Source organism: Enterobacter sp. 237C8 (assembly GCF_034106865.1).
Taxonomy (GTDB): Bacteria; Pseudomonadota; Gammaproteobacteria; order Enterobacterales; family Enterobacteriaceae; genus Enterobacter; species Enterobacter asburiae_B.
In genome coordinates this window covers 261008-275533 of the sequence record NZ_JAWNDF010000004.1, presented here as the reverse complement: position 1 = coordinate 275533, position 14526 = coordinate 261008, and the positions used below count along the sequence as shown (strand labels likewise).

At 54.5% G+C, this 14526-nt stretch carries 11 protein-coding genes and 1 pseudogene; 2 read left to right on the top strand and 10 right to left on the bottom strand.

Going from position 1 to position 14526, the window contains the following annotated elements; genetic code table 11:
- Positions 1-30 precede the first annotated feature (30 nt).
- The 6 genes and pseudogenes from USF70_RS14750 to USF70_RS14725 all read right to left on the bottom strand — a co-directional run.
- A pseudogene (locus USF70_RS14750) lies at positions 31-228 on the bottom strand (DUF91 domain-containing protein); the annotation flags it as partial.
- Positions 221-3481, bottom strand: coding sequence for a type I restriction endonuclease subunit R (locus USF70_RS14745; RefSeq protein WP_232938657.1), 3261 nt, complete (start codon positions 3479-3481; stop codon positions 221-223). The pseudogene USF70_RS14750 and the gene USF70_RS14745, both read right to left, overlap by 8 nt.
- Positions 3478-4803 carry a restriction endonuclease subunit S gene (locus tag USF70_RS14740; protein ID WP_320735731.1) on the bottom strand — a complete coding sequence of 442 codons (1326 nt, stop codon included), beginning with the start codon at positions 4801-4803 and terminating at the stop codon, positions 3478-3480. The genes USF70_RS14745 and USF70_RS14740 overlap by 4 nt, the downstream gene beginning before the upstream one ends.
- A complete protein-coding gene (locus USF70_RS14735) occupies positions 4803-7070 on the bottom strand; it encodes a type I restriction-modification system subunit M (protein WP_232938654.1) in 2268 nt (755 codons plus the stop codon). Before USF70_RS14735 ends, USF70_RS14740 begins: the two co-directional genes overlap by 1 nt.
- 178 nt (positions 7071-7248) lie before the next feature.
- Positions 7249-7887: a LysE family translocator gene (locus USF70_RS14730; RefSeq protein WP_221702816.1), complete on the bottom strand. Its 639-nt coding sequence runs from the start codon at positions 7885-7887 to the stop codon at positions 7249-7251.
- A 47-nt stretch (positions 7888-7934) separates the two neighbouring features.
- Positions 7935-8678: a helix-turn-helix transcriptional regulator gene (locus USF70_RS14725; RefSeq protein ID WP_232938653.1), complete on the bottom strand. Its 744-nt coding sequence runs from the start codon at positions 8676-8678 to the stop codon at positions 7935-7937.
- A 151-nt stretch (positions 8679-8829) separates the two neighbouring features.
- On the opposite strand from USF70_RS14725, the gene USF70_RS14720 reads away from it, so the two are divergent.
- Positions 8830-10200, top strand: a complete 1371-nt coding sequence (locus tag USF70_RS14720) for an NAD-dependent succinate-semialdehyde dehydrogenase (protein ID WP_214580028.1) — start codon at positions 8830-8832, stop codon at positions 10198-10200.
- Between the two features lie 45 nt (positions 10201-10245).
- Here USF70_RS14720 and USF70_RS14715 read toward each other — a convergent pair whose 3' ends face one another.
- Both USF70_RS14715 and USF70_RS14710 read right to left on the bottom strand, forming a co-directional pair.
- The gene (locus USF70_RS14715) at positions 10246-10566 is read right to left on the bottom strand and encodes a hypothetical protein (RefSeq protein WP_039262264.1); all 321 of its coding nucleotides are present in this window, start codon (positions 10564-10566) and stop codon (positions 10246-10248) included.
- On the bottom strand, positions 10566-11111 hold the full coding sequence (locus USF70_RS14710; RefSeq protein ID WP_023310269.1) for a YfaZ family outer membrane protein: 546 nt from the start codon (positions 11109-11111) through the stop codon (positions 10566-10568). Before USF70_RS14710 ends, USF70_RS14715 begins: the two co-directional genes overlap by 1 nt.
- Before the next feature lie 411 nt (positions 11112-11522).
- Here USF70_RS14710 and USF70_RS14705 point away from each other — a divergent pair, with 411 nt between their 5' ends.
- Positions 11523-12881, top strand: coding sequence for an esterase-like activity of phytase family protein (locus tag USF70_RS14705; RefSeq protein ID WP_232938652.1), 1359 nt, complete (start codon positions 11523-11525; stop codon positions 12879-12881).
- A 429-nt stretch (positions 12882-13310) separates the two neighbouring features.
- On the opposite strand, the gene yjiA is transcribed toward USF70_RS14705, so the two are convergent.
- Both yjiA and USF70_RS14695 read right to left on the bottom strand, forming a co-directional pair.
- On the bottom strand, positions 13311-14264 hold the full coding sequence (gene yjiA, locus USF70_RS14700; RefSeq protein ID WP_232938651.1) for a GTPase: 954 nt from the start codon (positions 14262-14264) through the stop codon (positions 13311-13313).
- A 10-nt stretch (positions 14265-14274) separates the two neighbouring features.
- The gene (locus USF70_RS14695; protein WP_003856610.1) at positions 14275-14478 is read right to left on the bottom strand and encodes a YbdD/YjiX family protein; all 204 of its coding nucleotides are present in this window, start codon (positions 14476-14478) and stop codon (positions 14275-14277) included.
- Positions 14479-14526 lie beyond the last annotated feature (48 nt).

The window sequence follows — 14526 nt, the reverse complement described above, 5'->3', positions numbered from 1 at the left end:
AAAAATCTTCCCCGGAGCAAAAGGCAGTTATTCTTCCAGACCCAGTGAATCAATGCGTCCACGGTGGGTCTTACCGGTACTGTATTCACTGTCGAGAAAACGAACGCCGAGAAAAGTATCCATTCGGGACTCTATCAAGGATTGCAGCTCTTTTTCGATGGTTGCTGCTTTACCGGAAAGTTCTTTTACGCCGCTAGCACTATAGCTAAAAAGTTGAATATCACTCATGAGTTAATTCCCTGCGCATTTTTGCGATGTCATACATCAGATGAGCAAACCCTTTGGCAACGTCAGGAGACGATAAATACTGCATCATCATCTCCTTGTGCGCTTCGTTGCTGTCTATCACGGCGTCATCAATGGCTTTCGTAAAGTCGCCCAGCATGGCCTGCTCACGAGTGTTATTGTCGAGTTGGGTCATGACAAGTTTGTTTTCTGCGAGCTTATCGTAAACCACAAAGGCATAGTTGAGCATATCTTTGTCGGTCAGATTTTCGGTGATAAACAGCTCGTTGAGCTGCGACAGCACCTGCGACATAAACTCCTCTTTCTTATCTTTTGCTTTTGCGGTGCCGACGTCATTAACCGGGTTGAGCTTATACTCTGCCGCATCCTCCTGAAGCTTGATATGCTGCTCCAGGATTTTTGAAAGCCGATAGTGGCTCATTTCAACATTGGAAAGATCGACGTCATTTTCATCTGTTGCCTCTTCGCGCAGTAAGGGGCGAAGATGTCGACAATAAAGGCTTAACTTCTCCAGCGACTTGTCATCGTAGGCGACGATCTGGGACATAAATTCATAAAAGCGTACAAAGCTGCCGAGATCTTTTTTGAAGATCTCCAGACGATCTTTTTCCTGCTTGCAGGCTTTAAAACTGTTTTCCGCGTTCGCGAGCAAAATGGGGTTAGGGGAATCCTTTTTTGTTAATTCATAGATTTGTTTAGCGCTGATATACGCCTCTTTCGCGGAGGCATACCGCATTGCCCAGCGGTTTACTGCAGGCAGGCAAATATTGCTGAGCGTCGCATTCGATTTCTTCTTACTGTAAAAAGCCTCGCATAGCTGTTCGACTTCGTGCCATAAAAATATCCCCGTCGCGCGAAGTTTCTCGTACAGATCGAACACCAGACCTGGATCGCTGACATCGGTCAATTCAGCCGTTTGGTAGTAGGGTTGGAAGGCAGCCAGGATGTCGTCAGGTTCGTTATAAAAATCGAGTACAAAGGTGCCGGATTCCTTTTTACCAGGATAGGTTCGGTTCAGCCGCGACAGCGTCTGTACGCACTCCACGCCGCCAAGCGCTTTATCCACGTACATGGCGCACAGCTTCGGCTGGTCGAAGCCGGTCTGGAACTTATTGGCCACCAGCATCACCTGATAGTCATCGGTATCAAACGCCCTACGCATGTCGCGGCCCTTGAGCGCCGGGTTCATATTGATTTCAGTGAATTTCTGGTGCAACAGCGCAAGGCTGTTCATGTCATTTTCCTGAAACTCAACTTCGCCTGAGAACGCCACCATCGCAGCGATCTTTCCGTAGCCCATGTCGGCAATGTATTTATCAAACGCCAGCTTATAGCGCACGGCGGCTTTGCGAGAGCTGGTGACCACCATCGCTTTTGCCTGTCCGCCGAGCAGATGCATCACGTGCTGGCGGTAGTGCTCAATGATGACTTTTACCTTTTGCGAGACATTGTGATCGTGCAGCGTCACCCACTGGTTGAGCCTGATCTTCGCCCGATTGCTGTCCACTTCCCGGTCTTTATCACCCATTTTTTGCAGCAGCTTATAGGCCACTTTGTAATTGGTGTAGTTCTTCAGCACGTCAAGGATAAAGCCCTCCTCGATGGCCTGGCGCATGGAGTAAACATGGAACGCCGCAGGTTTGTTGGTTCTGGATGCGGGTTCGTGCGGGTTGGGTCTGCGGCCAAAAAGCTCCAGTGTTTTCGCCTTCGGCGTCGCGGTGAAGGCGTAGAAGTTAAGATTGCTGCTTCCGCTTCGCGCGGCAAGGGTGGCGTCGAGGATGTCTTCGGAGGTGAGGACCACATCGTCGTCGGCCCCTTCGCTCATCAGCACCTCTTTCAGCTGGCGCGCCGTGGAGCCGCTTTGGGAGGAGTGCGCTTCATCTGCGATAATCGCGTAGGTTCGCTCTTTGAGACAGGTGCTGTTTTCAATCGCTTTAAGTACGAACGGGAAAGTCTGAATGGTGACGATGATGATGGGCTGCGAATGCTCCAGCGCGCTGGCGAGCTTTTCCGATTTCGAGCCTTCCCCCTCGCGGTTGTTGATTCGCCCGACCACGCCGTCCGCATGTTCAAACTGATAGATGGTGTCCTGCAGCTGATCGTCCAGCACGGTGCGGTCAGTCACAACAATCACCGAGTGGAAGCGTTTTTCCCCCTTTTCGTTATGCAGACACGAGAGCTGATGCGCCGCCCAGGCGATGGAGTTCGATTTTCCGGATCCGGCGCTGTGCTGGATGAGGTATTTGTTGCCGGTGCCTTCCTCATCTGCGGCGGCAATGAGCTTGTTCACGACGTCCCACTGGTGATAGCGCGGGAAGATCAGGCTCTCTTTTTTGATCTTTTTACCGTCCCAGTCCTCTTTTTCCTCAATTTGCAGATGCACAAAGCAGGCGAGGATCTTCAGCAGATTGTCAGGGAGCAATACCTCGTTCCAGAGATAGCGGGTGGCGTATTCATGGTGATCCTCCGGGATGTCGTTACCCGCGCCACCCTCTTTAGTGCCTCTGTTGAACGGCAGAAAGAACGTGCCATCACCGGCAAGCCGGGTGGTCATGTAGACCTCGTACTGGCTGACCGCGAAATGCACCAGCGCGCCGCGCTTGAAGGTCAGCAGCGGCTCAGGTTTGTTGGTCTCCGGATCTTTTGGCAGGCGCGTTTTTTTGTACTGGTTGATGGCGCTGTTGACCGTCTGCTTGAATTCGGATTTCAGTTCGAGAGTGGCAACGGGAAGACCGTTGATAAACAGCACCAGGTCGATGCGCCAGCGTTTGGCTTTTGCATCCGTGGCATTGCTGGTGGCGTGAGGGCTGTAGACCAGTTCCGGGACGATACGGCAAATGTTTTGCCGATAGCGCGCAAGGATGTCCGGGTTGAGGTTGTGATCCGGCTTGAACTGGCATAACGAGAAGCGCGCGTTATGGCTTTTGATGCCGTGGCGCAGCACCCCCAGGGTGCCGTAAGTTCGGGACTGGAGATCGGTGGCGTTGGCATCGGCTTTTTTAAGCTGCGCCACCAGCGCATCGAGAAAATGACGCTCGGTGTCGTTGGGATAGATGCGGGTGAATTTTTCCCACTCCTGCGGCTGGGTGATTTGGACAAACGTCAGCGCATCCTGCGGATAGAGTGCACGTTCGCGATCGTACTTGCTGCCCGTGCCGGGGATCCAGCCGTTCTGACACATCTGGTTGATGATATCGGCCTGCAGGTTGGCCTCTTTGGTGACGTCGGCGATCATGCGGTGGCCTCCTCTGCGGTGAGGGATGTTTCGGTGCTGCTGGCGGGAGGCGTCCAGTCGCGCAGATCGATTTTGCCGGTGACGGCGGCGGAGATGAGGGCGGTGCGGCGTTCTTTCAGAAGCTCAATTTGCTGGAGTTGTTTTTGGATTAGGGTGTCGATTTTTGTGGTTTCATTGTTGATATGCGAAGTGATACGTTTCTGTTCGATATAAGGAGGAACAGGATAGTTTATTTCATTAAAAGCTTCTGTAGGTAAGCGCCACCGACCTAGATGAGAACTTCCCTGGCCCAGATGAAAAAATAGTCGTTGTTTATAGCCATTCTGCAGTAGGTAAAGGTAATATTTATCATGAAAAGCGATGTTGTTCTTTAAATAAAAAACTCTGTAATCAGGGCTGGTTACTCCATCGTATTTTGAAATGTCGACATATCCGGTAAGTAAATCCATATGATTCATTGCAAACTTCCCCGGTTCTACTCGCTGGTATTTTGAATAGTCCATTGAAAGTTGCCCTTCTCCACTTTGCGTATCCTTAATGACAATGCCGCGCTGAGTTATCGAGAGAATTTCAAAACCAGTTTTACCTGCGATATTTTTTTGTATTGAGAAAATATATTTTAGTTTAAGAGAGGACCAGTGTGCTGGCGTGCTCCCGCACCACTCAATCCCACAATTTTTCATCGGTAAATCAGGGTTTAGCCCTTTGGTTACAGCGTGGCTAATCACTGCCTGACGTTTTTCTTTTAGTAGTTCGATGAGTTGCTGTTGTTTTTCGACTAACAAGTCTATTTTCATCGTTTCATGAATTAAAAATTGGGATATTTTAATTTGTTCGTCAACCGAGGGGCTCGGTATTGCAATATATCTAAGATGTTCTCCATTAACGTGTGGAATGCCCATTCCAGTTGCATGTCGTCTTATTTCTGGTTCGATACAATTACAGGAAAACCAATAGTATTGATGGCTTAATTTAGGTGTTATATTTGCAACTGCCATTGTGGATGAAAGAATTCCACTTTTGCTTTTTATAAACTCTCCAGCATTGGAACCATCCCAAATAATAAGTACCAAATCATCTGGCACAACCCGGGCATCAGAAGTAACTAATGTATAATGTTCTACAATATTTGTGCGTAGATAGCTCATTGAGAGATATGGAACGCAGTCTCTTTTGGGCTCACTACTTAGGGTGGTTGGGGTGCGGCCTTTGTAATAAACTGCTAAATATTTGTGTGGTGTATAATTCCAATTAAGTGGAATCTCCCCCAACCACTCAACCCCAGAATCCTTATATTCCGGATACGCCTTATACTTAGCCATCAGGAGTGTACCTCCTGCAGCAGCTTCATTATCTCCGCGCTCAGCGCATCCAGCTCTGCGTCAATCTCCTCCAGCGGGCGCGGTGGCTTATAGACATAAAAATGTCGGTTAAATGGAATTTCGTACCCAACAACCCCAACCTCGCCGTCGCGGGCGTCGCGCTTATCGGCGTTAATCCAGGCATCCGGCACGTGCGGCAGCACCTCCGCCTTCACGTAGCCTTCAATCAAATCACTGGTCGAAACAGACGGATCGAGCGCCACGTTCTCGTTGTCGCGCAGGTCGCCGTCCTGCTCAAACTCCACCACCTGTCCGCGGTACGCAAACGCGCCGTACAGCGGCTGCGCACCTTCCCTGAGCACCTTTTTGACGACCGGCTCCGCGTCCGGGTTTTTGCGGGTAATGGCCTCGATGAACTGCTTATGCTCTTTGGCATCCAGCTTAACGGCGGCGGTTTTAAACGCCTCTTTGAGCGTCAGCTGGAACTGATTGAAATCATCGCTTGGCTGAGCGAGACCACCTGCTTTCCCGTCGAGCGCCGTCTGGATTTTTTGCGCTTTGAACATCAGCGCGCGCTGTTGTCGCCATAGCGTTGCGTCGAGCAGATCATTAATCTGCTTCTCTTTAAGCTCAGGGAATTCAGCTTTGATAACGGCGCGCGCTTCCACCTCGAACTCGGCAAAGTTGCCGTAGTTCTCGTCCTGCCAGAAGGCACCGAACGCGTCATACAGGCACCCCATCGGTGCGTTAAGCGGTTTTGGCGCAAAGCGCAGCGCGGCAATAGATTCATCCGTGACCTGCGCCGTCAGGCGCAGCGGGCGCTCAATCGTCAGGCGGCGGAAGCCAAAGTCGGTGCTGTTGAAAATCTTGCTGGCGACAGCGCGCTTGTCGTCCGCGTCCTTAAGATCCACGACCTCGGCGTCGCCAAAGGTGCGGGTGATGAGCCGAATGTCCTCCTCGCTCATCATGTTGCGCTTCGCGCCCAGTGACTTACGCATTTTGCTGCACAGCTTGCTGGCGTCGATCAGCTGGATCTTGCCCTTACGCTCCGCCGCCTTTTTGTTCGACAGGATCCACACGTAGGTGGCGATCCCGGTGTTGTAGAACATGTCGGTGGGCAGGGCGACAATCCCTTCCAGCAGATCGGCTTCAAGGATGTAGCGGCGGATCTCGCTTTCGCCGCTGCCCGCACCGCCCGTGAACAATGGCGAACCGTTGAGAATGATCCCGATGCGCCCGCCGGTATCCGCATCGCGCATTTTGCTGATCAGGTGCAGCAGGAACAGCAGCGAGCCGTCGGAAACGCGCGGCAGGCCGGGCCCGAAACGCCCGTCAAATCCTTTGCGATGCTCGTTGTTAACGTCGGCTTCGATCTTCTTCCAGTCCACGCCAAACGGCGGGTTCGACAGCATGTAATCGAAGCGATCGGCGGGAAGCTGATCGTTAGACAGGGTGTTGCCCAGCTTGATTCGGCTGACGTCCTGACCCTTTATCAGCATATCGGCCTTACAGATAGCGTAGGACTCCGGGTTCAGCTCTTGGCCAAACGCGCGCATCACCGCATTCGGGTTGAGTTCGTGAACGTACTCCATCCCGGCAGAGAGAAATCCGCCCGTGCCTGCCGTCGGGTCGTAAAGGGTTCGAATAACGCCCTCTTTGGTAAGCGCCTCGTCGTCTTCCATAAACACCAGCGAAGTGGTGAGGCGAACGATATCGCGCGGCGTGAAATGCTCACCGGCGGTTTCATTCGAGCTTTCGGCAAAACGACGGATCAGCTCTTCAAAGACCAGCCCCATGTCATGGTTGGAGATGGCCTGCGGGCTGAGATCGGTGGTGGCAAACTTCTGCACCACTTTGTAGAGGAGGTTGGCATCATCAAGTAATCCAATGAATTCGCTGAATTTAAAGTGCTCGAAAATTTCCCGCGCATCTCTGGAAAAATACTGAATGTAGTTTTCCAGGTTGGCCCTGATGTCGTTTTGGCCCATTTTGCTCAAATCCAGCGGCGAGGCGTTAAAGAACGTCAGCCCGTTGGTGGCACGCAGGATTAACTTTTCTTTCGCTTCTTCAGGCAGGGGAGAAGAGCGGACTTTTTGAGCCTCAATAACGACGGCCTCTTTAGTCTCTTCAAGCACGCATTCCAGGCGGCGCAACAGGGTAAACGGAAGAATAATGCGGCCATATTGAGATTGCTTAAAATCACCGCGCAGGAGATCTGCAACAGACCAGATAAAGGCTGCCGTTTGGGAGAAATTCAGGGTACTCATAAAAGCGTCCTTGCCCATTTTTCAGGCATTTTTGATGATGAATTAAAACCCTCTTTTTATCATGGTTAAAAATATAGATCGACTAAAAAGTTGATCTAAATCAATGCGTTATGTTTATAGATTACAATAATTCATGGGTGTCATGAATGTGTATTTCAATACAAATGATGGAGTCGGGTCATAGAGTATTAACGCACAATCGCCACAGCACCCACCCGCCAAATCCCATCAGCACCACCCCCGCCGTGCGCTCAATCCACCACAGCGAACGGCTGAGCTTCTGTTGTACCGCCGATAGCCCCATCAGCGACACCAGCGCGACATCCCACGCCAGCACCACCATCACCATCCAGACGCCGCAGGTCGCCTGCTGAAGCAGCGTGACGTCCGGCCCCAGCAAGGCCGTCATCAGCGCCAGATAGAACAGCGCGTTCTTCGGGTTTAGCAGCGCCGAACCGAGCCCCAGCAGGATCTGCTTGCGCAGCGAAGGGAAGCGCTGGTGGGTTTCATTCAGCGCCAGCGCCTGCTGGCGGCTGCGAATCAGATGCGAGCCGATCCACAGCAGGTACAGCGCCCCGCAAAGCTCGATAAGCGTAAACAGCCACGTAAACTGGCGCAGCGCGCTCCAGCCGATAATCACCAGAAGAATATAAAGCGCGTTGCCCGCGGCAATGCCGAGGCACAGTCCGGCGCTGCCGCGCAGCCGATAGCGCGCGGCGTAGCCCACCAGCAGGAAGAAATCCGGGCCCGGGCTTAGCAGGGCGACAAAGTGCGCCAGCGCCAGGGCGAGAAAAGCGGAAGGGAAGAACAGTTCCATAGCGACCTCAGTTAACAATCCGAGGTCAGAGTACGGCGCTGCAGAACCTATTTATTGTCTGATATTGATCGGCCGGTGGCGTACTGGCGCGGCGTGGCGGCGGTATAGCTGACGAAGGTCTTATGAAAATGGCTCTGGTCGGCAAAGCCGCTCTGGTAGCCGACGTCGGCAATATCGTCCCCGGCACGCAGCCGCACCTTGGCGTACTCCACGCGGGAGATGTTGAGAAAACTGCCCGGCGTCAGGCCGGTGTCCTGCCTGAAGGTGCGGATCAGCGTCTCCTTGCGCAGCGAGAAGCGTTGGGCAAGCTCGTCGAGGGAAGGCGGGCAGGCGAGATCGGAAAGAAATGCCTGCTGAACCTGCTGGCTGGTTGCGCGAAGCGCGTCAGCGTTATCCGCGGCGCGGGGAAGGGAAGAAAGCAGCGTTTCCAGTGATGCCGGAGACAGGGTCTCAACAACGTCCTGGTAATGGGCAAACAGGGTTGGGCTACGAATCACCTGTAGCGCCAGCGGAAGCCCTGTGTCGATGTAGAGCATATGGTAGCTGCGCGGTTGCCCGGCGACGGGGTTACAGCTGTGCGGCACACCGGCCGGGATCGTGATGAGGTCCCCGGGGTTAAGGATGTACTCTCTGTCATGACACACGCAGCGGGTCTGGCCCTCCACAATCGCGCCGATGGAAAGCTGAGGGTGACTGTGGCGTTTGTACGCCTGCGTACTCTGCCAGGTGCTGCGCAGCTCAAGGCCTGAGGCGCGGTGAAAAGTCTGGCGGATATGTCGGGTATCGGTCATGGGCGCTCCTTCTGAAGATTTTTTATACCACGTCAGCGAACCGTCCGGCAGCGCTTCATTAAGAACCTTCCGGATATACCCAACTTTACGTCCATAGCCAGTCATGTTGACTACCCTTAATACCCTAAGCGGTAAAACAAGGAGATTCGACATGGCTTATCAGACAGTAAATCCTGCCACTAACCAGCTCATCAAAGAATACCCCTCACATACCGACGCGGATATCGAAGCGGCGCTGAAGGCGGCCGATGCGCTTTATCATTCGGACTGGGCGAAAGGCGACATCAGCCAGCGCCTGCCGGTGCTGCATAAGCTTGCCGATCTGATCGACGAGCGTGTGGAGGATCTGGCGAAAATCGCCAGCCAGGAGATGGGTAAGCTCATCGAACAGAGCCGCGGCGAGGTGAAGCTGTGCGCGCAGATCGCCCGCTACTACGCCGACAACGCGAAGCGGTTCCTGGCCCCGGTGAAGTACGACTCTGAGCTCGGTGAAGCCTGGGTGGAGCATCACCCCATCGGCGTGCTGATGGCCGTTGAGCCGTGGAACTTCCCGTACTACCAGCTGATGCGTGTCCTGGCGCCGAACCTGGCGGCGGGGAACCCCGTCATCGCCAAGCATGCCAGCATCGTGCCGCACTGCGCCGAGACCTTTGCCCATCTGGTGCGCGAGGCGGGGGCGCCGGAAGGGGCATGGACCAACCTGTTTATTTCGTCCGAGCAGGTGGCGAACATCATTGCCGACGATCGCGTGCAGGGCGCCGCATTAACCGGCTCCGAAAAGGCGGGCAGCGTGGTGGCCGCGCAGGCGGCGAAGCACATCAAGAAATCCACGCTGGAGCTGGGCGGTAATGACGTGTTCGTGGTCCTGGATGACGCAGACCTTGAGAAGGCCGTGAAAATTGGCGTTAACGCGCGACTCAACAACGCCGGGCAGGTCTGCACCGCGGCGAAGCGCTTTATCCTGCATGAAAAGATTGCGGATGCCTTCCTGAGCAAATTCACCGAGGCGTTTAAGCAGGTGAAGATTGGCGATCCGCTGGACGAAAGCACCACGCTGGGGCCGCTGTCGTCTAAAGATGCGCTCGAAACGCTGACCAGACAGGTTAACGAGGCGGTGAAAAACGGCGCCACGCTGCACTATGGCGGCAAACCGGCGCAGCGCGACGGGAGTTTCTTCGAACCGACGATCCTGACGAATATCTCCCGCGATAACCCGGCGTATTTCGAAGAGTTCTTCGGCCCGGTGGCGCAGATGTACGTGGTGAAAAACGACGACGAGGCGGTCGCGCTGGCGAACGACTCCCACTACGGCCTGGGCGGGGCGGTATTCAGCCAGAATATCGAGCGCGCGAAGAAAATGGCGTCGCGGATTGAGACCGGGATGGTGTACATCAACTGGCTCACCGATACCGCGCCAGAGCTGCCGTTCGGTGGCGTGAAGCGCTCCGGCTACGGGCGCGAGCTGTCGGATCTGGGGATCAAAGAGTTTGTGAACCAGAAGCTGGTGGTGGTGCATAAGTAAGAGGTCATAAAAAAACCTGCCAGCCGGCAGGTTTTTTTAAAGAGATTATTGCACTTCGATCTTGTCCCAGCCGCTTTTGAACATGCAGCTGTCAACTAACGTATCCCGGCGATATTCATTCGCGTCTTCAACCGTGTAGCTCGTGGAAATATCCTTTTTCTTGTTCTTTTTGTCCGTTTTTTCCGAGCTCGAGCCGGTCACGACGTTATCCGGGGGCAGATCGATCAGCGCCTGCGCTTCGCATTCCGTGAGCTTTTTATTCATTTCCGCATCGCTGACGCCCGGTTTCACCCATTTGTACTGGACGCAGCCGGCGAGCATCAGCGTGAGGCTCAGAACGCAAAGCGCGGTCATGCGGTGTTTCATCAGAAGGTGACTCCACCGCCTACGTATGCGCCGTCAATCAGCGTGTGGCCAGGACGACCGTCTTTGCCGTCCACGCTCACGTGGCGGTAGCCCACTTTCAGGGTCACTGGCGTAATTGGCGTCCAGCTTACGCCGCCGTTGGCTTCGACGTAGTTTTTCACGCTGTTGTTCAGGCCTTCTGGTGCGACATAGCCTTCACCGTAGACGTGGATGCTGTCGGTCAGGGCAACGTTTACGCCGCCGCCAATCGGGAACGCCACGCCGTTATCGCCTTTTTTCGGGCCGAGGTAGATGGCTTTTGCGCCCGCGTTCAGCATCACCGGGCCAAGACCCAGGTTGTAGCCTGCGCCCACGCCGCCGGTCTGGGTACCGTCGTCGGTGTTTTTCAGCCAGTTACTTTCCAGATAAACACCGGATGAGGATTTCCCCATTTCCAGGTTGAGGTTGGTAAAGTTTTTACCCTGCTCAACGGTGCCGCCCATCGCCAGTGCGGAACCCGATACGGCAGCCAGAGCAGAAAGAAGAAGGATATTCAGTTTTTTCATGTTTTTTGCCTCGTCATTAAATTCATCTGGGCGCACCTTAACAAGCGATGTTAATGACTGCAAATGTGATATAAATCGCGGTTTTATACTGATATTGTTAACTTTTTTATTGAAGTTGTTGCAATGATGTTTGATTGTCGGGGTGTCAACAGGGGATGTTTTTAGCGTTTAGGAACCGTTTAGTTTTTTGACTAAACATAAACTGAACGAGGCGGGGATAGTGATTTGAGATGAATTAATTGGGTTTCTAATAATTTCCAAAAATGTTTCGCCTGTCACACAAAACAACAAAGCCTTACATTTCGAGCGATGAATATACGTTCAATCGCGCAGGCCGTTTTCCCTTCCATGTCATTTTTCTGACACGTTTATTCTTTACGTTGTTGGCTTCACTAACTGGATGCTAACAATATGAAAAGAAAAATTATTCCTGTGCTAATCGGCTGTGCGCTCTCTTTCTCTGGCCTGGCGGCGCAGCCCACTGCTGAGCGCTATGTCGTCAGCTTCCCTGAAGGCTCCCACGTGAGCTACAGCGGCGCGTTTGCCAGCGCGTTTCCGGACGGACTCCCCATGGGAATCGGTTCTGGCCTGCTGTTTACGGGCAAGCAGGGCGACGCCCTGACCTTTGCGACCGTGACCGATCGCGGTCCAAACGCCGATGCGCCAAAAATGGGTAAAAACGAAGCCAAAATATTTGTCACGCCAGATTTCGCGCCGCTGCTGATGACCATCCGCGTTCAGAACGGCATAGCGGAGGCTGTCGATGCCCGCCCGCTGCATGATGATAAAGGCGAGATCAACGGTCTGCCGCTGCAAAGCGGCGTGATTGGCTCCACCAATGAAGTGGCGTTCAGCGATACCCTCAAGATCCTGAAGGGTGACAACCGCGGGCTGGACACGGAAGGCATCACCCCGGACGGCAAAGGCGGCTACTGGCTGTGCGACGAATATGGCCCGTTCCTGATTAACGTCGACAGCAAAGGGAAGATCCTGGCGATCCACGGGCCGCAGGCCGCGGAAGGGGAGAAATCCATCGCGGGCGGCCTGCCAAACATCATCAAATGGCGCCAGGCGAACCGGGGCTTTGAAGGCCTGACCCGGATGCCGGACGGGCGGATTATCGCCGCCGTGCAAAGCACGCTGGATATTGACGGCAAGAGCAAAAAGCAGGCGCTGTTTACGCGTCTGGTGAGCTTCGACCCGGCGACCGGGAAAACGGCGATGTACGGTTACCCTATCGACAGCGCGGCCTACAGCAAAAACAGCGACGCCAAAATCGGCGACATCGTGGCGCTCGATGACCAGCACATCCTGCTGATTGAGCAGGGAAGCGATAAAAACGACGGGATGCGTAACCTGATTTACAAGGTGGATCTCAGCAAGGCGAGCGACCTTTCCGCCTTCGACAAGCCGGGCGAGTACCCGGAGTTTGATGATGAGAAAACCCTGGCGCAGCGCGGCATTACCCTTGCGGCTAAAACGCAGGTCGTCGATCTCCGCGCACTGGGCTGGCAGCAGGAGAAGGCCGAAGGGCTGGCGCTGATCGACAGCAAAACGCTTGCGGTAGCGAACGATAACGACTTTGGCGTGAAGGTGGCGATGCAAAACCCGGTCGAGGGCAAGAAGCTCAAGGATTATCGGGTGAACGCGGAAGGCAAGCTGACGCTGGATGATAAACCGGTGGAAACCACGCTCAGCGTGAAGCCGCTGAAGAAGCCGGAGTCGGACAGCGAGCTGTGGATTGTGACGCTGCCGGAGGCGGTGAAATAAGTATCCCCACAAAATAATGCCTGCACAGACGCCCCCTCTCCCTTGAGGGAGAGGGCTGGGGTGAGGGGGAACATACGGCTCTAGTGGTCATTCCGTTCACTTCATGTTCCTTGCTACTCTGTAACGGCATGACCGGTGAACGTGCCAGGGTGGCTCAATCGCCACCACCCTGGCGACCCGGGCTCCCGGCGGTAAATCGCCGCTTCGCGGTGCCCTCAGCTTATTCCTTCAGGCTATCGGGTCGGGCATGAGCCTGCATCCCTGCAGGCCACGCCCTCTCGGCGCATCCCTGCGCCTCGCCCCGGCCTTACGGAAACGCTTCGGCGATTTACAGCCGGACCAGGGCGTCGCTGTAAGTCATTAATTAACCTGAAGCAACGTTCATCGCTTCAGGTTAATAAATTACTGGGCAGAGGGGATGCATGGCTGTTATTTCTTCAGACCCGCAAACGCCGCCCGAATTTCTTCTTCCGGGAGTTGGATACCGATAAACACCATCACGCTGTGCGGCGCTTCCTCGCCCCAGGGGCGATCCCAGTCGGCGCTGTACAGGCGCTGTACGCCCTGGAACAGCAGGCGGTTCGGCTCGCCGTCAATCCACAGCATCCCTTTGTAGCGCAGCAGCTTGTCGGCAAACGACAGCAGCAGGTTTTCCATCACGCGCGAAACCTCGCTGATGTCCACCGGGTAGTCCAGCTCCACCACAATCGATGCCACGTCATTTTGCCTGTCTCCCATAAAGTGGAAGCGCGGTTTTGCGGTGACGTTCTCTTCCAGCATAAAGCCGTTGGTATTGAACAGCTGAGACAGATCGATGTCTCCGTGCGTCACCGTGTAAACCGGCGCGCGGGAGTTAATGCGCGTCAGGCGCTCGCGCAGCTTAACGCTTTCGCCCGCCACGTCGGTTTTGGTCAGCAGGATGCGGTCGGCGTAGCCCACCTGAGACTGGGCGATGGTGAACTGGTTCATCTGCTCGTCGGCGTGAACCGCGTCGACGAGGGCAATGACGCCGTCCAGCAGGTAGCGCTGGCAGAGGATCTCGTGAGAGAAAAAGGTCTGAATAATCGGGCCGGGGTCGGCCATGCCGGTGCACTCGATCACCAGGCGGTCAAAGTCGATCTCGCCGCGATCGCGGCTGTCGAGCAGGTCCAGCAGGGCGTCTTCTAATTCGTTAGAGCGGGTGCAGCAGATGCAGCCGTTGGTGAGGGTTTTGATCTGGGTGGCGCGATCGCCGATCAATTGATCGTCAACGGAGACCTCGCCGAATTCGTTTTCGATGACGGCGATTTTGAAGCCGTGCTGTTCGTTCAGGATGTGGCGCAGCAGGGTGGTTTTACCGGCGCCGAGGAAACCGGTCAGCAGGGTAACGGCAATCGGGGTCATGGTCTCTCCTTTAGCAGCAGCGAACGCCGCCTTCTCCACTTCCGCCGTAGCGCGCTTCCTGACGCTCGCGGAAGAATTCGGTGTAGGTCATGTAGGGCTTATCCGGATGGTTGGTCTTCATATGCTCAACGTAGTTGTCATAGTCCGGAATGCCAATCAGCATTTTCGCCGCCTGACCGAGGTATTTTTTTGCTTCGCCTAAGTTACCAAACATTGTGGGTTCCAGACAGAAAAAGCCCGGCGATGTGAGTCCGCTGGGCTT